We start from the raw sequence: 25,130 nt of genomic DNA on the forward strand, positions 1-25,130 counted from the left end.
CCCCTCCATGTGTCGCGGCGGAGCCGAGCTGCCCCCCGGTGTTCGTGGCCGGACCCCCTGTCCGACCACGAACACGATAGCGATGAGGTGCGCCCCGGGGGAAGTGCTCAGCCCGGGTGGTTCGCCGGGGTGATCGTCCCGGTCACCTCGCCGAGCCCGATCCGGGTCCCGTCCGGGCCGGGTGCCCAGCCGGTGATCGTCACGGTGTCCCCGTCCTGGAGGAAGGAGCGCTCGCTGCCGTCGTCGAGCACCATCGGCTCCTGGCCGGACCACGAGAGCTCCAGGAAGGAGCCGCGCTCCTCGCGCGCGTTTCCCGAGACGGTGCCCGAGGCGAAGACGTCCCCGGCCGAGAGAGCGGCCCCGTTGACGGTCAGGTGGGCCAGCATCTGCGCCGGCGACCAGTACATCTCCCGGTAGGGCGGGCGCGCCACCACGGTGCCGTTGAGGCGGACCTCCATCCGGATGTCGAGGCCAAAGAGGCCCGAGCCGTCACCCCGGAGGTACTCCAGCGGCTGCGGGTCCTGCTCCGGCAGGTCGACCCGGGCCTCGCACAGGGCCGCCAAGGGCACCACCCAGGCGCTCACCGAGGAGGCGAAGGACTTGCCCAGGAAGGGGCCCAGCGGCACGTACTCCCAGGCCTGCAGGTCACGGGCCGACCAGTCGTTGAAGAGCATCACGCCGAAGAGGTGCTCCTCGGCCTCGTCGATGCCGACCGGTTGCCCCACGGCGGTGGGGCCACCCACGAGGAAGCCCAGCTCGGCCTCGATGTCCAGCCGCTGGGAGGGGCCGAAGGTGGGGATCTCGGCGTCCTTCGGCCTGCGCTGCCCGCTGGGGCGCACGACGTCCGTGCCCGAGACCACGATCGTCGAGCTGCGCCCGTGGTAGCCGATCGGCAGGTGCTTCCAGTTCGGGGTGAGCGGGGCCTGGTCGGGGCGGAAGATGCGGCCGACGTTCGTGGCGTGCTGCTCGGAGGCGTAGAAGTCGACGTAGTCGGCCGGACGGAAGGGCAGGACGAGCTCCACCTCGTCGAGCGGGTGGAGGTGACGGCGCACCGCGTCGTTCCGCTCCGGGTCCGCGAAGGTCTCCAGCAGCCAGGCGCGCGCTCCGGCCCAGGCGGTGTGGCCCAGCTCGAGGAATCGGTTGAGCGTGGGCTCCAGGAGGGCCCCGGCCCAGATCGAGGAGTCGGCGAGCCCGTCGGCCTGCAGGAGACCGGGGAGGTCCAGGACCTCGTCGCCGATGCGGACGCCGATGCGGGCCCGGGCCGCGTCACGGGTGAGGAAGGCACCGTAGGGCAGGTTCGTGGGGCCGAAGGGGTGGTCGGCGGGCAGGTCGGGCCAGCGGTCCATGTGTGCTCCTGGGGGAGGGAGGTGGTCAGGTGGTCGGTGCGGGGAGGGTCAGGCGGGGGGCCGGGTCAGGTCGGCCGGGTCGAGCAGGCCCAGCCCGGCGAGCTCGTCCAACGGGTCGGTCACACCGCAGCAGCCGAAGGACATCCACTGGACGCGGATGGCGGCTGCCGCGTCCTCGTCCAGCTGCCGGGCCGAGCTCGCGAGGGGCGCGCCGTCACGCTCGTCGAGCACCGCGGCGACCTCCTCGGGCCCGGCCCCCCGGACGGTGGCGAGGGTCGCCAGGGCCACGTTGAGCGCGCCGTGCATCTCCTCGGTGCCCTCCCCGGACTGGGCCGGGGCGGTCCGGGCGATGGCGTGGTGGAGTCCGCCGGTGAGCTTGAAGGGGACACGGGCCGCCCAGCAGGCCGTGAGGAAGCCGGCCAGCTCATCGGGGGTGGGGATGGGGCCGGCGGGGCTGCTCTGGGTGCGCCACTTGGCCACGACCTCCGCGCCCCGGGCACGGTGCCCGGCCAGCTCGGAGAGCTGTGTGGCGGCCTCCTCCGGATCGCGGGGCAGCTCGAGGGCCACCGGGAGGCCGATCTCCAGCAGACGCTCCCAGCTCTCCGTCGGGGCCAGCTCGACGGTGACGAGCTCGAGGCCGGCGGTCTCCTGCACCCTGTCGACGGCCTCCCGGAGGGTGTCCAAGGGGGTGCCGGGCCGGGCGACCACTCCGATCGGAAGGTCGGAGCTGGCCAGGAGCGAGGGATCGCCGATGAGCAGGTCACGGAGCTCGGTCACCGCGGGGGCGGAGAGCAGCAGCGGTCCCAGCCGGCGGCCGAGCGGGACCGAGCGCCACCGCTGGTGGTCCTCGACGGCCTGTCGCACCGGCGCCAGGCCCGGCGGGAAGATGGCGGCGTCGTCGACCAGGGAGCGGGTGAGGAGGTCCATCGCCGGTGAGGTGGGCATACCCAGCACGCTAGTGCACGGGACCGGAAGATGTGTGCGTTGGATCACATCCGTGCATAGGGTGGGGGTGACCGCGAACCACGGAGGAGCTCATGGCCCACTACCGCAGCACCGGCTTCGTCCCGCCCAAGCGGCACACGCAGCACCGCACCCCCGAGGGAGGTCTCTACTACGAGGAGCTCATGGGGGAGGAGGGGTTCTCCGCGGACTCCTCGCTGCTCTACCACCGCAACATCCCCTCGGCGCTCACGGCCGCCCGGGTGTGGGAGCTCCCGGACGCGACGCTCACCCCGAACCACCCTCTCCTGCCACGGCACCTGCGCCCCCACGAGCTCTTCGGCGGGGAGGAGCCGGCCGACGGCGTCGACGTGGTCACGGGCCGCCGTCTTCTGCTGGGCAACGCGGACGTGCGCCTCTCCTACGTGGTGGCCGACACCGTGAGTCCCTGGTACCGCAACGCCCTCGGCGACGAGTGCCTCTTCGTCGAGCGGGGGCACGCCCGGGTGGAGACGGTCATGGGCGCCTTCGAGGCGGGGCCGGGGGACTACCTCGTCCTCCCGCGGGCCACCACGCACCGCTGGATCCCGCGGGACGCCGGTGACGAGGGCTACGCCGAGCCGCTCCGGGTCTATGCCATCGAGGCCTCCAGCCACATCGGCCCGCCCCGGCGCTACCTCTCCCGGTACGGCCAGCTCCTGGAGCACGCGCCCTACTGCGAGCGCGACCTCCACGGCCCCGACGGCCCCCTGCTCGCCGAGGACGTCGGGGCCGATCCCTCCGAGGAGACCGAGGTGTACATCCGCCACCGCGCCAGCGGCGAGGGTGCGGCCGGTGGTCAGGGGGGCACCATCCACACCCTGCCCTTCCACCCGCTGGACGTCGTGGGCTGGGACGGCTGCCTCTACCCCTACCGCTTCCACATCTCGGACTTCGAGCCGATCACGGGACGCGTCCACCAGCCGCCCCCGGCCCACCAGGTCTTCGAGGGCCACAACTTCGTCGTCTGCAACTTCGTGCCGCGCAAGGTCGACTACCACCCATTGGCCGTGCCGGTGCCCTACTACCACTCGAACGTGGACTCCGACGAGGTGATGTTCTACGTCGACGGGGACTACGAGGCCCGCAAGGGCAGCGGCATCCAGCAGGGGTCGATCAGCCTCCACCCGGGTGGGCACGCCCACGGTCCGCAGCCCGGTGCGTACGAGAAGTCCCTCGGGGTGGAGTACTTCGACGAGACTGCCGTGATGGTCGACACCTTCCGCCCCCTCGACCTCGGGGAGGGGGGAATGGCCTGCGACGACGGGCGGTACGCCCTGAGCTGGCACCGCGGACCCGGCGCGTAGGGTGGATCACTGGCCCAGCGACCGAGGTTGCTGGGCCAGTGATCCGTGGGGTCGTGTCTCCACGGGTCCTCCCAGCACCCGTCGCGTCAGGAGAGTCGTGGGGAAGCAGAAGGTCTCCCAGGGAGGTCGGCGGACCGTCTCGTCCCGGAAGGAGCCCGTCGGGCGGCCGGTGGCCGAGCCCTTGGGGGGTGCGCCTGAGGAGCTCGACCCGGCGCGGCGCACGAAGCGCTATCTCACCGGTCTGGACGGGCTGCGGGCGATCGCCGTCGTCTCGGTGATGCTCTACCACTTCGACACCGGTCTCGTGGGCGGCTACCTGGGGGTGGACGTCTTCTTCGTGCTCTCCGGGTACCTGATCACCAGCCAGCTGCTGACACGCTGGGCGGACGGGGCGGTCGACCTCGTCTCCTTCTGGACCGGGCGCATCCGACGCCTGTTCCCCGCGGTGGCGGCCCTGATCATCGGGGTGTCGGTGGCGATGCTGGCCCTGGACAGGGCCGGGATCCGCACCTTCCTGGGCGACGTCGCCGCCGCGGCCACGTACACCTCGAACTGGTGGTACGTCCTCCACGAGCGCAGCTACTTCGAGGCCGCGGGGCGCCCGCCGGCCCTGCAGCACCTGTGGTCGCTGGCGGTCGAGGAGCAGTTCTACCTGCTGTGGCCGCTGGTGGTGGCCGGCCTGACCTTCGCCTTCACCACCCGCGGTCCACGCCGCTGGGCGCTCTTCGTCCTCTCCCTCGTCGGGGCGGTGCTCAGCGCCCTGTGGATGCACACCGGCACCGCGGCTGCCGACCTGCCGGCCACCGGGGACCCGAGCCGCTTCTACTTCGGGACGGACTCCCACGCGATGGGACTCCTGGCCGGGGCCGCCCTGGCCGCCTGGCGCAACGGGGCGGGCTTCTCCAGCAGCGTCCCCCCGCTCCGCCCGGCCGGGCTCGTGTGGACGGTGCTGGGCTTCACGGGTCTCGGCGGGCTGGCCTGGTTCTTCGTGACCCAGAGCGACCAGTCGGAGTGGATGTACCGCTACGGCTTCGCAGCCATGGCGGGCCTGGTGGTCGTCCTCGTCATCGCTGCGAGCCGTCCCGGCCCGACCGAGTGGCTGCTCAGCCTGCCCTTCATGCGCTACCTGGGCACCCGGAGCTACTCGCTCTACCTCTGGCACTGGCCGGTGGCCGTCTTCACCCGCCCCGGAGCGGACCTGGAGTGGTCCGAGCCCGCCGTCATGGCGCTGCGCTGGGGCCTCACGCTCGCCTTGGCCGAGGCGAGCTACCGGCTCGTGGAGAACCCCGTCCGCCGTCTGGGGATCCGCGACAGCTGGCGTCACCTGCGCACCCGCGGCTGGGGTCTGATCAACCCGGCCACCGGCCTCGTCGCCCTGGTCACGGGCCTTGCCGTGGCCCAGGGGGCCGTGGCCTGGACGACCGACCCGGAGGAGGTCCAGGAGCAGCAGGTCGCCGAGGTGCTCGGGGACGCCGAGGTCGGGGTGGCCACGGACGCGCCCTCGGGGACTTCTGGCGGCCCGGGGGAGAGCGCGCCCCCGTCCTCCGCGCACCCCACGGCGCGCCCCTCCGGCAGCGGGTCGCCCGACCCCTCGGCCTCCGGGTCCCCGACCTCCCCCGACGCCTCCGCCGAGCCGACCGAGAGCGGTCCCACGACGAGCCGGGGAGGCGCGTGCGACCCCACCCGCCTCACCGGGGACCGGGTCATGAACCCCGACGACGCCAAGTGGCTCGGCGAGTCCCAGCTGCCCGTGGACACTCTCCCGGTCCCCTCGGACGGCCTGCGCCTCGACGACGCCACGCAGTGCATGGACATCACGGTCTTCGGGGACTCGGTGCCCCTGTCCACCGGACCGATCATCTCGCGCGCCTTCGGGGTGCTCGACCTGCGCGCGAGCGTCGGCATCCAGTCCAAGCAGGTGCTCCAGCTCGCGCAGGAGGCCGTGGCCGCCGGCGAGGTGGACAGCCCGGTCGTCATGATCCACACCGGGAACAACGGCCCGATCCGCGGCGAGGACCTGGTGGACGCCGCGAACTCGCTCGCCGAGCAGAAGGGGGTGGAGCACGTGCTGCTCGTGCGGCCCTTCTCCACCGGCAGCTGGGACGCCCAGAACCAGAAGACCTTCGACGAGCTCGGCGACCGGGGGCTGGACGAGAAGGTCGAGATCGTGGACTGGCGGGCGGCGGCCGAGGGACAGGAGAACTGGTTCCTCGAGGACGGGGTGCATCCCGACTACATCGGGAAGATGCACTACGTCCACCTGCTCCAGGAGGCGATCACCCAGGACTGAGCCGGGCCGGGTTTGCCGGGGGTTCACCCGCGGTTCAGGCCCGGGACGTCCGACCGTGGTGCGATGTGTGAAACCCGTCATGCCCCTGAGGAGATCCCGTGCAGCGTCGCCGCACCGCCCTGGCCATCGCGTTCGCCACCACCGCCGCCCTGACCGTCCCCGCCCACGCAGCGGGTGAGCTGGAGCTCGAGGTCCTGTCCACGCACACCACCGGCTCCTTCGACGAGTCGGCCTCGGAGATCACCGCCTTCGACGCCACGACCAACCAGGTGGCCGTGGTGAACGCCGAGGCCGGTGCCCTTGACGTCATGACGCTCGACGAGTCCGGCCAGCTCTCGCCGACCGGGAGCTTCTCCGCCGCTGGGCTGGAGGCCGCCGACGGGTCGGTCGTCGACGAGGACGCAGAGGTCAACTCGGTCGACGTCCTCAACGGTCGCGTCGCAGTGGCCGTCGAGGCCGGCGACAAGGTCTCGCGCGGCTGGGTCGTGCTGGGCCGACTCAACGAGCCCGGTCAGGGCGAGGCCCTCGAGGTCGAGGCCGTCGTGCGGGTCGGGGCGCAGCCGGACATGGTGAAGATCGCCCCGGACGGCTCCACCGCGCTGACAGCGGACGAGGGGGAGCCGGACGACGACTTCACGGTGGACCCGGTGGGCAGCGTGAGCGTCATCGACCTGTCCGGCGAGGGTGCCGTGACGCAGGAGGACGTGCGCACCGCCGGCTTCGACGCCTTCGAGGGTGAGAACCTGCCCGAGGGCGTGCGCGTGTTCGGGCCGGACGTCCCGGCCCCGGACGGTCGGGGTGGCCGTGTGGCCCGCAACCTGGAGCCGGAGTACGTCGCGATCGACGCCGCCGGCGAGACCGCCATGGTGACCCTCCAGGAGGCCAACGCGGTGGCCGAGGTGGACATCGCCAGCGCCACCGTCACCGCGCTGCACGCCCTGCCGGTCAAGGACTGGAACGCCGGCGGCAACGTCCTGGACCCGACCAAGGACGACGACGCGATCGTCCTCGGCAACTGGCCGGTCCTGGGCCTGCTGCAGCCCGACGCCATCGAGGCCTTCGAGGCCGGTGGGCAGACCTACTACGCCATCGCCAACGAGGGGGACGCCCGCGAGTGGGGCGAGTACTCCGAGGAGACGAAGGTCGAGGACGTGGAGCTCGACCCGGAGCACTTCGAGGGTGACCTCGAGACCCTCCAGTCCGAGGAGCAGATCGGTGAGCTGAAGATCACCACCGAGATGGGCTCCGTCCCGACCGAGAACGGCTACACCGAGCTCCACGCCTTCGGTGGTCGCTCCTTCTCGATCCTCGACGCCGACGGCCAGCAGGTCTTCGAGTCCGGCGGCCAGCTGGCGCGCATCGTCGAGCAGCTCATCGCCTCCGGCGAGCTGCCGGAGCACGCGTGGAACGCGAACAACGACGAGACCCCGTCGATGGACAAGCGCAGCGACGACAAGGGCATCGAGCCCGAGGCGGTCACCATCGGCGAGATCGACGGTCGGACCTACATGTTCCTGGGCCTGGAGCGGATCTCCGGGATCATGGTCTTCGACGTGACCGAGCCCGCCTCGCCCCAGTTCGTCACCTGGGCGGACAACCGTGGCTGGGAGGTCGAGTTGGACGGTGAGGCCGCCGAGGGGATGGGTGACATGGGCCCCGAGGGCCTGGAGTTCGTCCCCGCCGAGGACAGCCCGACCGGTGCCCCGCTGCTCGTGGTGGGCAACGAGGTCTCGGGCACGACCACCGTGTGGAGCATCACCGGTGAGGGCGAGGAGAACCCGATCATCGACACCGGCCGTCGGGCCGAGTCCCCGGCACCGGTGCTGGGCCTGGGCCTGCTGACCGCGGGGGGTGCGCTCCTGGCTGCGCGCCGCGTGCGGGGTGCCCACCGGGCCTGATGGCCTGACCGAGAGGAGGGGCCCCACGGTGTGGGGCCCCTCCTCTCCGTCCGGGGCGGTCGGGCCGGCGGGCGGATCAGCCGGCCGGGATGACCGGGCTGCCGGAGAGGGTCGCCCCGGCGGCCCGCATCTGCTCGACGGCGGTGGCCGCGGACTCCGCACCCACGGCGCTGGTGAGGCCCAGGAGGACCTCGGTGTCGAAGCCGGCGGCCACGGCGTCCAGCGCGGTGGCCCGGACGCAGTGGTCGGTGGCGATCCCGCAGATGCGGACCCGGCTGACACCGTGCTCCCGCAGCCAGTCGGCCAACCCGGCGCCGCCGGTGCCGACGGTGCGCTGGCCCTCCTGCGCCAGGTGTCCCTCGAAGCCGCTGTAGGCCGCCTCGAAGCGGCCCTTGTGGAAGATCGCGTCCAGGCGGGGGAGGTGGGGCTCCAGCGCCGGGTGGAAGGCTGCCCCGGGTGTGTCGGCCGCGCAGTGCACCGGCCAGCTGTCGTGGAAGTCCGGGTCCGGGGACCAGTGGTCCCCGGGGTCCTCGTGCCAGTCCCGCGTGGCCACGACGAGGTCGTGCTCCTCCGCGTGGCGGTCCAGGTGCTCGGCGATCGCCGAGGCCACGCGGTCGCCGCCGGCGGTGGCCAGCGAGCCGCCGGGGCAGAAGTCGTTCTGCACGTCCACGACGAGCAGGGCCGTCCGGGAGCCCACCGTGCCGGTCCCGGGGAGCCGGGCGTGCTCAGCGGTCATCGGTGTCCTCCGTTCCGAGGGCCTGGCGGGGAGCCGGGAGCTCGTCGATGAAGCGGGTGGGGATGCACGGCTCGCCCTCGGAGAGCCGGCCAGCCGACCGGGGGAGCTCCGCACGGGCCCGGCGGTGGTGCTCGCGGGCTGCCTCGACCGCCTCGGGGCCGGTCGGGACGACGACCTCACCGCCGCGCACGAGCGGGACGAGGAGCGGGCGGTCGTCCCCGTCGGACTCCGGGGCCTCCCCGATGCCGACGAGCTCGGCGCTGGCCACCCCGTTGTCGAGGCGCCGTACCGCCTCCTTGCGTCCCCCCACGGAGACCTTGTTCCGGCTGGCCTTGGCGACGTCGACCATGACGCCCTCGTCGTCCTCGCGGGAGACGAGCTTGTAGACCATGCCGGCGGTGGGGTGGCCGGAACCGGTGACCACCCGGGTGCCGACTCCGTAGGAGTCGACCGGACCGGCGGCCAACGAGGCGATGGCGTACTCGTCGAGATCGCTGGTCACCACGATGCGCGTCCCGGTGGCCCCGAGCTCGTCGAGCTGGGCCCGCACCGCGTGGGCCTGTCCGAGCAGGTCGCCGGAGTCGATGCGGACGGCCCCCAGCCCGGTGCCGGCCACCTCGACGGCGTTGCGGACCCCCTGCTCCACGTCGTAGGTGTCCACGAGCAGCGCCGTCCCGGCCCCGAGGGAGTCCACCTGGGCGCGGAAGGCCGCCCGCTCGTCGTCGTGGAGGAGGGTGAAGGAGTGGGCGGCGGTCCCGGCCGTGGGCACCCCCCAGCGGCGCCCGGCCTCGAGATTGGAGGTAGAGGCGAAGCCGGCGACGTAGGCGGCCCGGGCGGCGGCGACCGCCGAGCCCTCGGCGGTGCGGCGGGATCCCATCTCGATGCACGGACGGTCCCCGGCGACCTGCACCATGCGGGCCGCGGCGGAGGCGACGGCGGAGTCGTGGTTGAGCATGGACAGGGCGAGCGTCTCGAGGAGGACCCCCTCGGCGAAGGTGGACTCCACGACCATGATCGGGGAGCCGGGCAGGTAGATCTCGCCCTCGGCGTACCCGTGCACGTCTCCGGAGAAGCGGTAGTCGGCCAGCCACTCGAGGGTCGGCTCGTCGACGACCTCCCGGGCGGCCAGGTCGGCGAGCTCGGCCTCCCCGAAGCGGAAGTCGGCGAGGGCCTCCAGGAAGCGGCCGGTGCCGGCCACGACGCCGTAGCGTCGTCCGCCGGGGAGCCTGCGGGCGAAGAGCTCGAAGACGCTGCGCCGGTGGGCGGCCCCGCTGCGCAGCGCGGCCTGCACCATCGTCAGCTCGTAGTGGTCGGTGAGGAGTGCGGTGCTGTTCACACCGGCCACCCTAGGCCTCGTCGGAGCCGTGCACGCTGTCGTACGGTGGAGGAGTGGCAGATCCGTTCGACCCCGCCCGCCCCTCGGACCCGCAGGGCCCCGAGGGCTCCCTCGCCGTCGCCGACCGCTTGGCCCACGACCGCCCCTGGTACACGCTCGTGTGGGACGACCCGGTGAATCTCATGAGCTACGTGACCTTCGTGCTCATGGACCACTTCGGCTACCCGCGCCGGACCGCGGAGGCGATGATGATGGACATCCACACCAGGGGCCGGGCCGTGGTCTCGACCGGCACCCGTGAGGCCATGGAGGTGGACACCCAGGCGATGCAGGAGTACGGCCTGTGGGCGACCTTCGGGCAGGACACCTGATGGCACGGGCCTTCCGCTGGGAGGGGGACGCCGCCGTGGCCCACCTGGACGACCTCGAGATCGAGGCCCTGCGGGAGGGGGCCTCCGCGGTGATCACCGTGCTCGGGGGGATCCCCGGGGTGGATCTCGCGGCGAGTGTCCCGTCGGTCGGGGCGGTCCCGGACGGGCCGCCCCCGCAGGAGTGGTCGGAGCAGGAGGACATCGACGCCCGCTTCGCCGAGCTCACTGCCGGCCTGGGCCCCACGGAGCCGCTGCACGACGAGGGCGAGCGCTCCCCCTGGGGTGGGAGCCGGGACTCCGCCCTGGCCCGCCTGCTGCCGCCGGCCCACCGGGAGGACGTAGAGCTCGCCGAGTCCTTCGCGGCCGTCGCCCACGACTCGGTCCGGCGGGCCAAGATCGCGAATCTCAACACCCTCGTGGCCGCCTGCGAGCAGGCGGAGGAGACGGGCGTCATGGTGCTCGACGCCGCACCCGCACGACGGGTCATGGCTGCGCTGACGGACATCCGGCTGGTGCTGGCCGACCGGCTCGGCATCGTCGAGGAGGGGGACTCCGAGCGGGTGGAGACCGAGACTCGCTGGTTCATCGACCGGGTGGAGCGCGGCGACCGGCTCGACGACGACGAGCAGGTGCGGCTCAACCTGGGCATCCACCACGGGTTCATGGGCTGGCTGCAGGAGACGCTCGTGGAGGCCGTGCTCCTGCGCTGATCCCTGCGGGGCGCGGGGCGGCCTGTCCTAGGCTGGGGGCACCATGACTGACTCCTCGCAGACGCCCACTGCCCCGCCCGCCCACGCCTCGGAGACCCGGGAGGTCACCGGTCCCGACGTGCGGGTGCGTTTCTGTCCCTCGCCGACCGGTACCCCGCACGTCGGCCTGGCGCGCACCGCCCTGTTCAACTGGGCCTACGCCCGGCACCACGGCGGCTCCTTCGTCTTCCGGCTGGAGGACACCGACGCCAGCCGGGACTCCGAGGAGTCCGCGGCCGGCATCTACGACATGCTGGAGTGGCTCGGCCTGACCCCGGACGAGGGCGTCCACGAGGGTGGTCCCCACGCGCCCTACCGGCAGAGCGAGCGTCACGACCTGCACGCCGAGGTCGCCCGCAAGCTGGTGGAGGCCGGGTACGCCTACGAGTCCTTCTCCACGCCCGAGGAGGTCGAGGAGCGCCACCGCGCCGCCGGACGTGACCCGAAGCTGGGCTACGACAACTTCGACCGGGAGCTCACCGACGAGCAGAAGGAGGCCTTCCGCGCCGAGGGGCGTCAGCCCGTGCTGCGTCTGCGGATGCCGGACGAGGACATCACCTTCACCGACATGGTGCGTGGCGAGGTGACCTTCCCCGCCGGCCAGATCCCGGACTACGTGATCGTCCGCGGCAACGGGATCCCCCTGTACACGTTGGTGAACCCGGTGGACGACGCGGCGATGGGGATCACGCACGTGATCCGTGGGGAGGACCTGCTGAGCTCCACCCCTCGCCAGGTCGCGCTGTACCGGGCCCTCATCGCGATCGGGGAGGCCGAGCAGGTGCCGACCTTCGGTCACCTGCCGCTGGTGCTCGGCAACGGGACGAAGAAGCTCTCGAAGCGCGATCCCGAGGCGGACCTCTTCCTCCACCGGAAGCGCGGCTTCGTGCGTGAGGGCATGATCAACTACCTGGCGCTCCTCGGCTGGTCGATCGGTCCGGACGAGGACATCTTCACGCCCGAGGAGCTCGTGGAGGCCTTCGACGTCCACGACGTGAACCCCAATCCCGCCCGGTGGGACCAGAAGAAGGCCGAGTCCATCAACGGCGACCACCTGCGCCGCCTCGATCTGGGGGACTTCACCGCCTGCCTGCTGCCCCTGCTGCAGGACGCCGAGGTGCTGCCGGAGCGCCCCTCCATGGGGGAGCTGGCCCGGCTCAAGGCCGTGGCCGAGCTCGTGCAGACCCGGGTCCCGGTCCTCGCCGAGGCGGTCGAGCTGGTGCGTCCCTTCTTCGTCGAGGACAGTGCCCTGGTGCGGGACGAGAATGCTGTCGCGGGCCTCAAGGAGGACGCCCCGCAGGTGCTCGCGACTGCGACGGAGGCGCTGGAGGCCATCCCGGACACCCCGCCGGTGGTGCTCGGCGACCCGAACGACGAGGCCGGCCCGCGCTGGGCGGCTGCCGACATCGAGGCGGCCCTCCGGGAGTCCCTCGTGGAGGGCATGGGGATCAAGCCGAAGTTCGCCTTCGCGCCGCTCCGGGTGGCCCTCAGCGGGGCCAAGGTCTCGCCGCCGCTCTTCGAGTCCATGGAGATTCTCGGGAAGAGCTCGACGCTGGCTCGGCTGCGCTCCCTGGGAGGGCAGATCACCGGCTGAGACCGTTGGGTTTGGCGTCCACCTGGAATCCGTGTAAGGTGTCGCCTCGGTTCGCTCGACAGGGCGGGCTCCGCGAAATCGGCGTGATCGTCACCGACGATGACCCAGCATCGCGGGAAAACCCTTGGGGTATGGTGTAATTGGCAGCACGACTGATTCTGGTTCAGTTAGTCTAGGTTCGAGTCCTGGTACCCCAGCCATGCGAGACCGACCCACCGTGTGGGTCCCGTGATCTCACTCCGGTGAGTCGCTGGTCGAGCAGAGGAGAGGTCCTCCACGGCATGTGGTAGAGTTCTCCAGTCGCGAAAGCGATACGGCCCCGTTGTGTAGCGGCCTAGCACGCCGCCCTCTCAAGGCGGTAGCGCGGGTTCAAATCCCGTCGGGGCTACATCGAGAAGACCCCGGTCCATCTGGACCGGGGTCTTCTGCTGTGTCCGGGATCGTAGGGGCCCGCGTATTTTCAGCAGTGTGGATTTGCTTGGTTTTCTGCGGGTTTCGCCCTATTTTGTGCGCAGCGGAACACTTCTCGAGGTTCCCGTCCCAACTCCCGGAGGGGAATCATGAACAAGGCAGATCTCGCATCGCTCCTGGAGCCGGTCGTCGGAGACGGTGCGGCGGCCTCGGCGGCGATCGACGTCCTCGTCGACGCGATGATCCGTGAGGTGGCAGCCGGCGGTTCGGTCACCCTCACCGGCTTCGGGACCTTCGAGCGGGTGGAGCGGGCTCCCCGCACTGGTCGCAACCCCCGTACCGGCGAGGTCGTGCGCATCGAGGGCACGGCCGGTCCGCGCTTCCGTCCCAGCCCGGCCTTCCGCGGCTACGTGGCCGACCCGACGACCCTGCCGGCGGACGGCCTCGTCGGGGGACGCGCGCGGGCCTGAGCGGACTGCGGCACTGAGGTCGGGCGGAGGCCCGGGGCCCCGTAGGCTGGCCCCGGCCCTCCGCCCGATCTCCGTCCGTCCAGTCCCCGAGCCCTCAGGAGTACCGATGACCCGCGCCGCCGTGCTGGGAGCCGGAAGCTGGGGGACCGCCTTCGCGCAGGTCCTCGCCGACGCCGGCACAGAGGTGACCGTGTGGGGACGTCGCCCGGAGGTCGTGCGCAGCATCGAGGAGGACCACGCCAACCCGGGCTACCTCCCGGACCACCAGCTGCCCGAGTCCGTCCGGGCCACCACGGACGTGGCGGCGGCCTGCGAGGGGGCGGACCTGGTGGTCCTGGGCATCCACTCGCAGACCCTGCGGGACTCGCTCACCGGCTGGGGGGCCGTCCTGGGGTCGGAGGCGACCGTCGTCTCGCTCATGAAGGGCATCGAGCTGGGGACCGGGCAGCGGATGAGCCAGGTGATCGCCGAGACCGCCGGGATCGACCCCGCCCGGGTCGCGGTCGTCTCGGGGCCCAACCTGGCCCGGGAGATCGCGGAGCGGCAGCCCTCTGCCAGTGTGGTGGCCTGCGCCGACTCCGCCCGCGCCGATGCCGTCGCCGAGGCCTGTGACGCCCGCTACTTCCGCCCCTACACCTCCGCGGACGTCGTCGGGGTGGAGATCGGCGGTGCCGTGAAGAACGTGGTGGCCCTGGCCGTGGGCATGGCCCGGGGGATGGGGCTGGGGGACAACACCTCGGCCATGCTCATCACCCGCGGCTTGGCGGAGATCACCCGCCTGGGCTCCGCGCTGGGGGCGGACCCCACGACCTTCCTGGGGCTGGCCGGGGCCGGTGACCTCGTGGCCACCTGCTCCAGCACCCTCTCCCGCAACCACTCGGTCGGGCTGCGCCTGGGGCGCGGCGAACCGGTGGAGGAGATCCTCGCCTCGCAGAACCAGGTGGCCGAGGGGGTCACCTCCTGCCGGTCGATCCTGGCGCTGGCCCAGCAGCACCAGATCCCGATGCCGATCGCCGCGGCCGTGGTGGGCGTCGTGCACGAGGGGGTCTCGGTGGAGGCGACCGCCGAGCGGCTCATGTCCCGGGTGCGCAAGGCCGAGCAGTACTGACTCCGGCGCGGTCGACGTCGGGCGCCGCGGATCGCCGGTACGATCCTGCGCGATGAACGACTCCACCGCAGCCCAGTCCCCGCGCCCGCGCGTCGCCCTCGTGTTCGGCGGTCGCTCCAGCGAGCACCCCGTCTCGTGCGCCACCGCGGCGAGCGTCATGGAGGCCATCGACACCGACCGCTGGGACGTCCTGCCCATCGGCATCACCCGGCAGGGGCAGTGGGTGGTCTCCACCGCCGAGCCCGAGAGCCTGGAGATCGGCGCGGGCCACATCCCCGAGGTGACCGGGGGGGCGGAGTCCGTCGTGGTTCCGCTCGGGCAGCGTCCCGGTGAGGTGCAGGTGCTCTCCGAGGGCCTGCCACCGGAGCCCCTCGGCCAGGTGGACGTCGTCTTCCCCCTCCTCCACGGACCCTTCGGCGAGGACGGCACCCTGCAGGGGATGCTCGAGCTCGCCGACGTGCGCTACGTGGGCTGCGGGGTGACCAGCTCGGCGCTCATGATGGACAAGCACCACATGAAGCGCGTCTTTGAGCAGGCCGGGCTGGAGGTGGGCCCCTACACGGTCATCACCGACCGTCGCTGGCGCCACCAGCAGCAGGAGGTCCTCGAGGAGGCCCGCGGCCTGCAGCTGCCCATCTTCGTCAAGCCCTGCCGGGCGGGGTCGTCGATGGGCATCACCCGGGTCGACTCCTACGAGGACCTGCCCGCCGCCATCGAGGCGGCGCGTGAGCACGACCTGAAGGTGGTGCTCGAGGAGGGCGTCGACGGCCGCGAGCTCGAGTGCGCCGTCCTCGACGGGCACCACGGCGAGATGCCTCGGGCCAGCACCGTGGGGGAGATCGTGGTCTCCGGCGGGCACGGCTTCTACGACTTCGAGGCCAAGTACCTCGACGAGCAGTCCACCCGCCTCTCGGCCCCCGCGGACGCCCCGGAGCACGTCATCGAGCGCATCCGGGAGCTGGCGGTGCAGGCCTTCCTGGCCGCCGACTGCGAAGGCCTGGCCCGGGTGGACTTCTTCGTGACCCCTGACGAGCGCATCCTCGTCAACGAGATCAACACGATGCCCGGGTTCACCCCCTACTCGATGTACCCGGCCCTCTGGGCGGCCTCGGGGATCGAGTACTCCGAGCTCATCGACGAGCTGCTCACCCTGGCGATGGAGCGCCCGCTCGGCCTGCGCTGAGCGTCAGCTGCAGGAGCGTCCCGTCGAGGGCAGCTCCCGGGCCACGTCCCCGAGCTGGGCGACCACGCTGGCGCCCTGACCGTACGTGGCCGGCACGAGCACCTCGAGGGCCGGGCTGCGGCCATAGGTGGTGAAGGCCGCGCCGTCGGAGAGCTCCTGGACCACCCAGTCCACGTCGTCCACGGCGAGGCAGGCGTCGGTGCTGGGCGGCGGCGGGTTCACCCCGCACCGGGCCACGATGGCGGGATTCCCCCAGGCCGCGGCGGAGCCCTCGGCCTCGGCCGGGATCGGCTGGCGGATCACTCCGGCGAGATCCTCGGGCAGACCCTCCACCACCCTCGCGCACGCCGGGTCGGCCGCCATCGGGGCCGGGGCCACGGCGATCTCCCCCCGGGAGCACGCGGTGAGCGCCGCGCCCACCAGGGCGCCCGCCGTCACGGCGCGCAGGAGGCGCCGAGCGGGCAGGGGGCAGCGGTGGGCGGACACCGCAGCAGGGTACCTTCGCGGCATGCGACGCGCCGTGGGAGACCTGTCCGAGGCCGAGCTCCTGGAGCGCATCCTGGAGCGGGTGCCCGCCGCCTCCGAGGGGGTCCTCGTGGGCGTGGGGGACGACGCGGCGGTGCTCGCGGGGGGACCCGACCTGGTGGTGACCACCGACACGATGGTGCTCGGGCAGGACTGGCTCGACGCCTGGTCCTCGCCCTGGGAGGTGGGTGCCAAGCTGGTCACCCAGAACCTGGGCGACGTCGCGGCGATGGGGGCGCGCTGCACCGCCATGGTGCTCACCCTCACCGTGGACCCCGAGCTCGACGTGGTCTGGGTCGAGGAGCTCGCCCGTGGGGTGGGGGACCGGGCCCGAGAGGGCGGCTTCAGCATCGCCGGGGGTGACCTGTCCTCCGCACCGGTCGGGGTGCGCATGGTGAGCGTGACCGCCCTCGGCGCGCTCACCGGGCCCCCCGTGCTGCGCAGCGGTGCTCGTCCCGGTGACGTCGTGGCGGTCTCCGGGCACCTGGGCCGAGCGGCCACCGGTCTCGAGCTGCTCCAGGAGGGCGTGCTGGAGGCGCCGGTGGGGGTGCGGGAGAGCGCGGAGTGCCTCGCGCACCAGCGGGCTCCGGAGATCGACGCCGAGGCCGGCCCCCTGGCGGCCGCGGCCGGCGCCACCGCGATGCTCGATCTCAGCGACGGGCTGGGGCGGGACGGGGGGCGGCTCGCCACGGCCAGCGACGTCGTGCTCGAGCTGCAGCGCGAAGAGCTGGCGGACGACCTGGCCTTCTGCGCCGCTGCCGTGGGGGTGGAGCGCGCCGACCGGGCCGTGCTCACCGGCGGGGAGGAGCACACCCTGCTGGCGACCTTCCCCGACGAGAGCCGTGTGCCGGGCGGGTGGCGGGTGATCGGCCGGTGCCGGGAGCGGGCCGCCGAGGAGCCCCCGGGCGTGCTCGTGGACGGCCAGCCAGTCTCCGGCGGGTGGGATCACTTCCGGGCCGGGTGAGCAGTCGCCCGGACGGCGCCGTCGGCCGGTGGCCGGGCAGGGCCGGGGACGCCACTGAGGGGCACCCCGTCACGGGATGCCCCTCGGTGGGATCCGCCGCTGGTCAGCCGACCGGCGACGCGACGAGCGGTGCGCTCAGCGAACGACCTTGCCGCCCTTGAGGCAGGAGGTGCACGCGTTGATGCGCTTCACGGTGGCGAGGTTCTCGCCGACGCGGGCGCGCACACGCTGGATGTTCGGGTTCCAACGACGCTTGGTGCGGCGGTTGGAGTGCGAGATGTTGTGACCGAAGCTCGGTCCCTTGCCGCAGACGTCGCAGTTGGCAGCCACGGTTCTCTCCTGGGTGTCGATGGTCGAGTGGCCCGCGGTGGACCGGAAGTCCGGCGGGAGTGCCGGCGACCCGTGCGCGGTGCATGCTCCACACTGCTGAGTGCACGATGAGTCGTCTGGCAACCGGAGAAGCATAGCCGATGCCCCCTGGCAGGGCCAATCCTCCGGGTGGGGCGGCGAGGACGGGACCGGCGGGGGATGATGGGACACCGTGGATGCCAACCCTCAGACCGACGACACCGCCCCGGCGGCCCGCACGCCCCGGGAGCGTCTGACCGCGCACGACGCCCGCCGGTGGGTGCTCAACGTGCGCTCGGGGCTGCGCCGGGCGGCCCCGGGGCTGGACGCGGTGAACGTCTTCCCGGTGGCCGACGGGGACACCGGCACCAACATGTTCCTCACCCTGGACCAGGGACTGCGCCGTGGGCCGCGCTGGGACCCCGCTGACCCGGCGGGCTCCATCGAGGGCCTCGCGCGGTCGATCCTCCTCTCCGCCCGCGGCAACAGCGGCGTGATCCTGGCCCAGCTGGTCGCCGGGGCGGCCAGCGAGGTGGTGCGCGGGGCGCACGGCACCGGGGACGGGCTGGACGGTGCCGGGGTGGCGCGGGCTCTCTCCCGGGCGGACGCCTCCGCCTGGGAGGCGGTCGCCGCCCCCGAGCGCGGGACCATCCTCTCGGTCTCCCGTGCGGCCTCCCGGGCCGCGAACCGAGCCGCGCGGAAGGGGGGCGACCTCGTCGCCGTGGCCCGGGCCGCGCTCCAGGCCGCCACGGCCGGCCTGGCCCGGACCCCGGAGGAGCTCGCGGCGCTGCGGACGGCGGGGGTGGTCGATGCCGGGGCCGCCGGGTACGTCATCGTGCTCCACCACCTGGTCCTGGCCTGCGGGGTCGAGCCGCCGCCGGTCCCGGAGCTGGCCCGCCCCCGCCCCGGGGCGTCCCTCCCGGTCGCCGGCCTCTCCGGCGCAGCGGAGGAGGACGCCGTCGGGCCGCCACCCGCGGACCGTTGCGGGGGGAGCCCCGCACCGGAGCCGGGGGAGTCCACGGTCGAGATCGTGCTCGGGCTGACCCTCAGCGAGGCCTCGGCCCGTCGCTCGGACCGCCACGTCCGGCGGCTGCGCCGGAAGCTCGCCGATCTCGGGGACTCGGTGGTCGTCGCGGGGGCCGGCCGTCACTGGCGCGTGCACGTGCACGTGGCCGACGAGCAGGTCGTCCCCCGGGTGCAGGCTCTCTGCGAGCGGGCGGGGGAGGTCGGCGAGGTGCGCACGGAGTCGCTCTTCCCGCACCACCGGGGCACCGCCCCGCTGGCCCTGCTCGTGGCGGCCAACGAGGAGCCGCTGGCGGACGTGCTGCGCGCCGGCGGGGCCCACGTCGTGGCCTCGGGGCCCGGCCGCCGAGCGGTCATCGGGGACCTGGTGGCGGCCGCCGAGGCCTGCCGGGCACAGCGGGTGGTCTTCCTGCCCGGTGACCCACAGCTGCTCCTGCCGGCCCAGGAGGCCGCCCGCCAGCTCGCCGCCCGCGGCGTCTGGCTGGAGCTCGTCGACGCCCCGACCCTGCAGGCGGTGGTGGCGGCCGTGGCCGTCTGGGACCCGGCCGAGGAGCCCGAGCGTGCGGTCAAGACCCTCACGGCCGCCGCGGCCGTCCCCCACACCGGAGCCGTCAGGGCCGTGGAGGGTGGGCGCTTCGTGGGCATGGTGGGCGATGACCGGGTGGGGGAGGGTGAGGACCTGCTCGGCGTCCTGTCCACGGTCATCGCCGCCCTTCCCTCCCGCGGGGTGGAGCTCGCCACCGTCATCACCGGAGAGGGCAGCCGGGAGGGCCTCGGTCGTGTGGTGGAGTCGACGCTGCGGCTGCGACGGCGGAACCTGGACGTGCAGGTCCTCGCCGGCGGGCCGGAGGTCTACCCGGTTCTGGTGGGGCTGGAGTGAGCGCCACCTGGGAGTCCTCGCTGCCGGCGGTCATCGGCGCGAAGGAGGCCAAGGCCCTCGAGCGGGCGCGGGGCCTGCGCACGGTGGGCGACCTGGTCCAGTTCGTGCCCACCCGCTATCTCGACCCGCAGCGCCCGGACGCGATGGCCGATCTCGTCGTGGGCCAGGGGGCGGCCGTCATCGGGCGGGTCGTCTCCGCCCAGAGCATCCCGATGCGCAACCAGCCCCGCCGCTCCCGGCTCGTCGTCTCGGTCGAGGACGACGCCGGGGGGCGGCTCGGGGTGGTCTTCTTCCGGACCTTCGGGCACCGGGAGCGGCTGCTCCCCGGGGCGCGGGTGCTCCTCATCGGCACCGTCGGGGAGTTCGGCGGGCGCCCGCAGATGACCCACCCGGACTACGTCGTCCTGGAGACCCCGCCGGGGCTCGACGGGACCGCTGCGCCGGGAGAGGGGGAGACGGCCGGCGCCGCCGCAGCGCCCACCGAGGGGCTCATCGGCCTCTACAAGGAGGTCAAGGGCATGACCTCCACCCAGGTGAACGCCGCCGCGCAGCTCGCCCTGCACGCCCTCGACTCCGCCCCGGACCCGCTCCCGCCGGCGGTGGCTGCCGAGCACTCCGGTCTCAGCGCACTGGAGGCCTGGTCGGCCCTCCACCGACCCCGCGACTGGGGGCATCTCGGAACCGCCCGGGAGCGTCTGCGCTTCGCCGAGGCCTTCGAGCTGCAGACCCTCCTGGCCCAGCTGCGCCGCCGGCGGGAGAACGACCCCGCCACGCCGCGCACCCGCCGGGAGGACGGGGTGGCCGCGGCCTTCGACGCCGCGCTGCCCTTCCCGCTCACCGGCTCGCAGGAGCAGGCGGGGGAGGAGATCGCCGCCGAGCTGGAGCGCACCCACCCGATGCACCGCCTGCTCCAGGGGGACGTCGGCTCCGGCAAGACCGTCGTGGCCCTGCGGGCGATGCTGCAGGCCGTCGACGGCGGCGGGCAGGCCGCCCTGCTGGCACCGACCGAGATCCTCGCCGCCCAGCACCACCAGTCCCTGGTGCGGATGCTGGGCCCGCTGGCCACCACCGGCCGTCTGGGGGGAGGAGTCGAGGTGCGTCTGCTGACCGGCTCGATGACCACCGCCCAGCGCCGGGCCGTGCTGCTGGACCTCGTGGCCGGGCAGGTCGACCTCGTCGTGGGGACGCACGCCCTGCTGGAGGACACCGTCCACTTCCATGACCTCGCGCTGGCGGTCATCGACGAGCAGCACCGCTTCGGGGTGGAGCAGCGGGACCGGCTGCGGGCGAAGTCCGACCCGCCCCCGCACCTGCTGGTCATGACCGCCACCCCCATCCCGCGCACGGTGGCGATGACCGTCTTCGGGGACATGGACGTCTCCACCCTCACCGAGCTGCCCGCGGGCCGACAGCCGGTCACGACGCACGTGGTGCCGGCCGGCAACGCCCGGTGGATGGGGCGCACCTGGGAGCGGGTCGCCGAGGAGGTCCGGGCCGGGCGGCAGGCCTTCGTCGTGGCCTCCCGGATCGATGCCGCCACCGAGGACCCCGAGCAGCCGGCCCCGATCGACACCCGTGGCGGGGAGCAGGGGACCCTGCTCGGGGGAGGCCCCGAGGGCGAGGGCGCCGCCCCGGCCCTGCCGCCGGCCCTGGGCGTGGTCGAGCTGCTCGAGGAGCTGCGGAGCCGGCCGGAGCTCGCCGGCCTGCGCATCGACATGGTCCACGGGCGGATGCCGGCCGAGGCGAAGGAGGCCGTCATGTCGGCCTTCGCCGCCGGCGAGGTGGACGTCCTGGTGGCCACCACCGTGGTGGAGGTGGGCGTGGACGTGCCCAACGCCTCGGTCATGGTGATCCACGACGCGGACCGCTTCGGTATCGCCCAGCTGCACCAGCTGCGCGGCCGCATCGGGCGCGGTGGGCACCCCGGGCTCTGCCTCCTGGTGACCCACGTGGAGGGCGGCACCACCCGGGAGCGGCTGGACGCGGTGGCCGCCACCACCGACGGCTTCGAGCTGGCGCGCACCGACCTGCAGCTGCGCCGGGAGGGGGACGTCCTGGGTGCGGCGCAGTCGGGTCGCTCCGGGCTGGAGCACGTCCGGGTGCTCGACCACGCCGAGATCATCACCCGGGCCAAGCAGGCCGCCACGGACTACGTGGAGCAGGACCCCGGGCTGACGGGCTGGCCGGAGCTCGCCCGCGCCGTGGAGGCCCGTCGTGACAGTGCCGAGTGGTTGGAGCGCAGCTGATGAGGATCATCGCCGGAGAGCTCGGTGGGCGTCGGATCGGCGCCCCGCCCGGGGCGGAGACGCGCCCCACCAGCGACCGGGTGCGGGAGGCGCTCTTCTCGATGCTGGAGCACGAGGACGTGCTGGTCGGCGCGCGGGTGCTCGACCTGTTCGCCGGGTCCGGGGCGCTGGGCCTGGAGGCCTTGAGCCGGGGCGCCGCCCGGGTCGACTGGTGCGACCCGGCGCCCCCCGCCGTGCGCACCCTGGAGGAGAACCTCGCCACCCTCGGGCTCCGCGGGGACGCCCGGTGCGGGGTGCACCGGCAGGCGGCCCGGTCCTTCCTGGAGCGCCAGCGGCCCACCGACCCGGCGGAGCGCGCCCTGCTCGCCCTGCTGGACCCGCCCTACCCGCTGACCGAGGACGAGCTGGCCGAGGTCCTCGCCGCCCTGGCCGAGGGATGGCTCGCCGCCGGGGCGATCGTCGTGGTGGAACGCTCCCGTCGTTCCCCGGAGCCGACCTGGCCGGAGGGGTTGCGCCGCTTCCGCACGAAGGACTACGGGGAGACCGTCCTGTGGCTGGCCGAGCCGGAGTTGCCAGAATGAGCCCCGTGATGCGCACCGCCCTGCTGCCCGGCAGCTTCGACCCGCCCACCGCGGGCCATCTCGACGTCGTCGAGCGGGCCCGGCACCTCTTCGACCGGGTGGTCGTCGTGGTGCTCCACAACCCCGAGAAGCCGAGCTCGGGCTTCCTGGGCGTCCCGGAACGGGTGGAGGCCCTGCGGGCCAGCGTCGCCTCCGGGGAGGCAGCCGGCCCGGGGAGCGTGGAGGTGCACGCGGCCTCCGGACTGCTTGTGGACGTGGCCCGGGAGCACGGGGCGGACGTGGTGCTCAAGGGCATCCGGGGCGAGGGGGACTGGTCCTACGAGCAGCCGATGGCCGTCATGAACCGCCAGCTCTCCGGCATCGAGACGGTGATGCTCCCGTGCGCACCCGAGCTGGCACACATCTCCTCCACCCTGGTGCGGCAGATCGCCCAGGGGGGCGGGGCGGTCACCGAGCTGGTGCCCGGCCCGGTCGAGGCGGCCGTGCGACGCGCACTCTCCGCGTCCTGACGCCGCCTGGCCCCGCTGCTGAGCGTTTCCTGTGCGACCATGGGCGGCATGATCGAGCTGGATCGTCGACACCCCTTGGCCGTGGACCTCAAGTCCTTCGGTCGCCGCCCGGGCACCATGGAGTCCGGTGAGCTCACGGTGCCCACCCCCAGCGGTGTGGGGACGGAGGTCATGCAGGTTCCCGAGGGCTCCGAGATGGACCTGGACCTGCGCCTGGAGTCCCTGGTGGACGGGGTGCTGGCCAGCGGCACGGTGCACGCCGTGGCCGAGGGCAGCTGCGTGCGCTGCCTGCGGGAGCTCACCGAGCCGGTGGAGGTCGACTTCCAGGTCCTCTACGTGTGGCCCGGCGGGAAGAACGACCCGGAGGCGGAGCCGGTGGACCCCGAGACGCAGGAGGACGTCCGCGAGCTCGACGGCGACCTCCTCGACCTGGTCCCGGCGATCCGGGACGCGGTCGTGCCCACCTTCCCGTTCCAGCCGGTCTGCACCCCGGACTGCCCCGGGCTGTGCGACCGCTGCGGCGAGCCGCTGGCCGACGACCCCGACCACGGGCACGAGGAGATCGACCCCCGCTGGTCGGCCCTCGCGGACCTGCGGTGACGGCGGTCCGCAGGCCGCTGGAGGAGCTGGCGGCTCGGTTGGAGGAGATCACCGGCTCCCCGGTGGACGCGGACGAGCTGCTCCGCGCGGTGACCCACCGCTCCTACAGCTACGAGAACGATGGCGCCCCCCACAACGAGCGCCTGGAGTTCCTCGGGGACGCGGTGCTCGGCGTGGTGGTGACCGACCACCTCTACCGGAGCCACCCCGACCTGCCCGAGGGTGACCTGGCCAAGCTGCGCAGCGCGGTGGTGAGCGCTCGCGCCCTGGGGGCGGAGGCCGGCCGGATCGAGCTGGGGGACTACTTCCTCCTGGGCCGCGGTGAGGAGTCGACCGGGGGACGGCGGAAGAACTCGATCCTCGCCGACGGCGTGGAGGCCGTCATCGGGGCGGTCTACCTCTCCGGGGGCATGGACGCCGCGGCGGTGCTCATCCACCACCTCCTCGACGAGCGGATGGAGCGCTCGCAGCGGCTGGGGGCCGCCCTGGACTGGAAGACGAGCCTGCAGGAGCTCGGCGCTGCCCGGGGGCTGGGTGCGCCGGAGTACCTCATCGAGGACTCCGGGCCGGACCACGCGAAGACCTTCGTGGCCACCGCGGTGCTGGGGGGCGAGCCGGTCGGCACCGGTGAGGGGCGGACGAAGAAGGCTGCCGAGATGCTGGCGGCCGAGGCGGCCTGGAACGCGCTGAGCGAGAGCGCGTCGACCGAGCAGGACTGAGGTGCCCGAGCTCCCCGAGGTGGAGGTCGTCCGCCGTGGGCTGGCCGACCACGTGGTGGGCCGCCGGATCGAGCTGGCCGATGTCCGTGGTGAGCGGGTTGCCCGACGACATCCGGGTGGTGCGGACGCGCTCGCCCGGGCGCTCACCGGCCGGGTGCTGACCGCCGCGCGACGCCGGGGGAAGTTCCTCTGGCTGCCGCTGGACGACGGCCACGCCCTGCTCACCCACCTGGGGATGAGCGGGCAGATGCTCGTCCTCCCGCCCGAGGAGCCCGCCCTGCGTCACGAGCACGCCCGGCTGGACTTCACCGACGGCGGCCCGAGCCTGCGCTTCGTCGACCAGCGGACCTTCGGGGGCTGGTCGGCCCCGACTCTGCTCCCGGACCCCTTCGGGGGTGACCACCCCGGCGGGGTGCCGGCCACGGCCACCCACATCGCCCCGGACCCCTTCGAGCCGGCCTTCGACCCGGCGGGAGTGGCCGACCGGCTGCGGAGTCGACGGGGGCCGGTGAAGCGGGCCCTGCTCGACCAGGGGGTCGTGAGTGGGGTGGGGAACATCTACGCCGACGAGGCCCTCTGGCGGATCGGCCTCCACGGGGAGCGTCCCGGGACGGCCCTCACCGGACCCACCGCCCGGCGGCTGCTCGAGCACCTGCAGGAGGTCATGGGCGAGGCTCTCGACCAGGGCGGCACGAGCTTCGACGCGCTCTACGTGAACGTCAACGGGGCCAGCGGCTACTTCGACCGACGCCTCGCGGTCTACGGCCAGCAGGGCCGGGAGTGCCCGCGCTGCGGGGCGACCGTCCTGCGCTCGCCCTTCGACGGCCGCAGCTCCCACTGGTGCCCGCGCTGCCAGACCCGGCCCCGCACCGCCCCGCGCGGCACCCCGCACTGAGCCGGACCGCCGCGCGAGCTGCCGCCGTCCGCATCGCAGCGGCGCCTCGCCCCCTCACGA

Annotated in this window: 23 protein-coding genes and 2 tRNA genes; 19 read left to right on the plus strand and 6 right to left on the minus strand. The window is 73.4% G+C overall.

Translation table 11 applies throughout. The features are described 5' to 3' along the window. Positions 1–107: 107 nt before the first annotated feature. Together fahA and CFT82_RS08570 are read right to left on the minus strand one after the other, a co-directional pair. Entirely contained in the window at positions 108–1,346 is a 1,239-nt protein-coding gene (fahA, locus tag CFT82_RS08565) for a fumarylacetoacetase (RefSeq protein WP_088818646.1), read from the minus strand. A 48-nt stretch (positions 1,347–1,394) separates the two neighbouring features. Further along, positions 1,395–2,291: a hypothetical protein gene (locus tag CFT82_RS08570; RefSeq protein WP_088818647.1), complete on the minus strand. Its 897-nt coding sequence runs from the start codon at positions 2,289–2,291 to the stop codon at positions 1,395–1,397. Positions 2,292–2,383: 92 nt separating this feature from the next. Between CFT82_RS08570 and CFT82_RS08575 the strand changes: the two genes are divergently transcribed. From CFT82_RS08575 to CFT82_RS08585, 3 genes are all read left to right on the plus strand, one after another. Beyond that, positions 2,384–3,634, plus strand: coding sequence for a homogentisate 1,2-dioxygenase (locus tag CFT82_RS08575; RefSeq protein ID WP_088818648.1), 1,251 nt, complete (start codon positions 2,384–2,386; stop codon positions 3,632–3,634). 97 nt (positions 3,635–3,731) lie between these two features. Further along, positions 3,732–5,924 carry an acyltransferase family protein gene (locus CFT82_RS08580; protein WP_088818649.1) on the plus strand — a complete coding sequence of 731 codons (2,193 nt, stop codon included), beginning with the start codon at positions 3,732–3,734 and terminating at the stop codon, positions 5,922–5,924. A gap of 98 nt (positions 5,925–6,022) precedes the next feature. Beyond that, positions 6,023–7,822: a choice-of-anchor I family protein gene (locus CFT82_RS08585; RefSeq protein ID WP_234994364.1), complete on the plus strand. Its 1,800-nt coding sequence runs from the start codon at positions 6,023–6,025 to the stop codon at positions 7,820–7,822. Positions 7,823–7,898: 76 nt separating this feature from the next. Here the strand turns inward: CFT82_RS08585 and CFT82_RS08590 are convergent, their stop codons facing one another. Together CFT82_RS08590 and CFT82_RS08595 are read right to left on the minus strand one after the other, a co-directional pair. Continuing rightward, entirely contained in the window at positions 7,899–8,558 is a 660-nt protein-coding gene (locus CFT82_RS08590) for an isochorismatase family protein (protein WP_088818650.1), read from the minus strand. Continuing rightward, the gene (locus CFT82_RS08595) at positions 8,548–9,894 is read right to left on the minus strand and encodes a nicotinate phosphoribosyltransferase (protein WP_088818857.1); all 1,347 of its coding nucleotides are present in this window, start codon (positions 9,892–9,894) and stop codon (positions 8,548–8,550) included. Before CFT82_RS08595 ends, CFT82_RS08590 begins: the two co-directional genes overlap by 11 nt. Positions 9,895–9,947: 53 nt before the next feature. Here CFT82_RS08595 and clpS point away from each other — a divergent pair, with 53 nt between their 5' ends. From clpS to CFT82_RS08635, 8 genes are all read left to right on the plus strand, one after another. Continuing rightward, positions 9,948–10,265, plus strand: coding sequence for an ATP-dependent Clp protease adapter ClpS (gene clpS / locus CFT82_RS08600; protein ID WP_088818651.1), 318 nt, complete (start codon positions 9,948–9,950; stop codon positions 10,263–10,265). Continuing rightward, positions 10,265–10,975, plus strand: coding sequence for a DUF2017 family protein (locus CFT82_RS08605; protein ID WP_088818652.1), 711 nt, complete (start codon positions 10,265–10,267; stop codon positions 10,973–10,975). The genes clpS and CFT82_RS08605 overlap by 1 nt, the downstream gene beginning before the upstream one ends. Before the next feature lie 43 nt (positions 10,976–11,018). Beyond that, positions 11,019–12,608, plus strand: a complete 1,590-nt coding sequence (gltX, locus tag CFT82_RS08610; RefSeq protein WP_088818653.1) for a glutamate--tRNA ligase — start codon at positions 11,019–11,021, stop codon at positions 12,606–12,608. A 125-nt stretch (positions 12,609–12,733) separates the two neighbouring features. Beyond that, positions 12,734–12,808, plus strand: a tRNA-Gln gene (locus CFT82_RS08615). Positions 12,809–12,923: 115 nt separating this feature from the next. Next, positions 12,924–12,996 (plus strand) — tRNA-Glu (locus CFT82_RS08620). 172 nt (positions 12,997–13,168) lie between these two features. Further along, entirely contained in the window at positions 13,169–13,489 is a 321-nt protein-coding gene (locus CFT82_RS08625; RefSeq protein WP_088818654.1) for an HU family DNA-binding protein, read from the plus strand. Between the two features lie 106 nt (positions 13,490–13,595). After that, positions 13,596–14,597 (plus strand): NAD(P)H-dependent glycerol-3-phosphate dehydrogenase, encoded by a 1,002-nt coding sequence (locus CFT82_RS08630; protein ID WP_088818655.1) that lies wholly within the window; start codon positions 13,596–13,598, stop codon positions 14,595–14,597. Positions 14,598–14,649: 52 nt separating this feature from the next. Beyond that, positions 14,650–15,780 carry a D-alanine--D-alanine ligase family protein gene (locus CFT82_RS08635; protein WP_088818656.1) on the plus strand — a complete coding sequence of 377 codons (1,131 nt, stop codon included), beginning with the start codon at positions 14,650–14,652 and terminating at the stop codon, positions 15,778–15,780. A 3-nt stretch (positions 15,781–15,783) separates the two neighbouring features. Here the strand turns inward: CFT82_RS08635 and CFT82_RS08640 are convergent, their stop codons facing one another. Then, positions 15,784–16,266 carry a DUF3515 family protein gene (locus CFT82_RS08640; RefSeq protein ID WP_234994365.1) on the minus strand — a complete coding sequence of 161 codons (483 nt, stop codon included), beginning with the start codon at positions 16,264–16,266 and terminating at the stop codon, positions 15,784–15,786. A gap of 22 nt (positions 16,267–16,288) precedes the next feature. On the opposite strand from CFT82_RS08640, the gene thiL reads away from it, so the two are divergent. Beyond that, complete coding sequence (gene thiL, locus CFT82_RS08645) at positions 16,289–17,269, plus strand: thiamine-phosphate kinase (protein WP_088818658.1); 981 nt, start codon at positions 16,289–16,291, stop codon at positions 17,267–17,269. Between the two features lie 135 nt (positions 17,270–17,404). Here thiL and rpmB read toward each other — a convergent pair whose 3' ends face one another. Continuing rightward, positions 17,405–17,599 (minus strand): 50S ribosomal protein L28, encoded by a 195-nt coding sequence (gene rpmB / locus CFT82_RS08650; protein WP_088818659.1) that lies wholly within the window; start codon positions 17,597–17,599, stop codon positions 17,405–17,407. A gap of 211 nt (positions 17,600–17,810) precedes the next feature. On the opposite strand from rpmB, the gene CFT82_RS08655 reads away from it, so the two are divergent. The 7 genes from CFT82_RS08655 to mutM are packed head-to-tail and all read left to right on the plus strand — an operon-like array spanning position 17,811 to position 25,070. Next, the gene (locus CFT82_RS08655) at positions 17,811–19,520 is read left to right on the plus strand and encodes a DAK2 domain-containing protein (protein WP_088818660.1); all 1,710 of its coding nucleotides are present in this window, start codon (positions 17,811–17,813) and stop codon (positions 19,518–19,520) included. Continuing rightward, positions 19,517–21,766, plus strand: a complete 2,250-nt coding sequence (locus CFT82_RS08660; protein ID WP_200815104.1) for an ATP-dependent DNA helicase RecG — start codon at positions 19,517–19,519, stop codon at positions 21,764–21,766. Before CFT82_RS08655 ends, CFT82_RS08660 begins: the two co-directional genes overlap by 4 nt. Further along, complete coding sequence (gene rsmD, locus CFT82_RS08665; protein ID WP_200815118.1) at positions 21,763–22,347, plus strand: 16S rRNA (guanine(966)-N(2))-methyltransferase RsmD; 585 nt, start codon at positions 21,763–21,765, stop codon at positions 22,345–22,347. Before CFT82_RS08660 ends, rsmD begins: the two co-directional genes overlap by 4 nt. Positions 22,348–22,355: 8 nt before the next feature. Further along, positions 22,356–22,856, plus strand: coding sequence for a pantetheine-phosphate adenylyltransferase (gene coaD / locus CFT82_RS08670; RefSeq protein WP_088818662.1), 501 nt, complete (start codon positions 22,356–22,358; stop codon positions 22,854–22,856). 48 nt (positions 22,857–22,904) lie between these two features. Next, the gene (locus CFT82_RS08675; RefSeq protein WP_088818859.1) at positions 22,905–23,456 is read left to right on the plus strand and encodes a YceD family protein; all 552 of its coding nucleotides are present in this window, start codon (positions 22,905–22,907) and stop codon (positions 23,454–23,456) included. Then, positions 23,453–24,175: a ribonuclease III gene (rnc, locus tag CFT82_RS08680; RefSeq protein WP_268807423.1), complete on the plus strand. Its 723-nt coding sequence runs from the start codon at positions 23,453–23,455 to the stop codon at positions 24,173–24,175. Before CFT82_RS08675 ends, rnc begins: the two co-directional genes overlap by 4 nt. A gap of 1 nt (position 24,176) precedes the next feature. Further along, entirely contained in the window at positions 24,177–25,070 is an 894-nt protein-coding gene (mutM, locus tag CFT82_RS08685) for a bifunctional DNA-formamidopyrimidine glycosylase/DNA-(apurinic or apyrimidinic site) lyase (RefSeq protein ID WP_088818663.1), read from the plus strand. Positions 25,071–25,130 lie beyond the last annotated feature (60 nt).

The organism is Kytococcus aerolatus (assembly GCF_900187395.1).
Taxonomy (GTDB): Bacteria; Actinomycetota; Actinomycetes; order Actinomycetales; family Dermatophilaceae; genus Kytococcus; species Kytococcus aerolatus.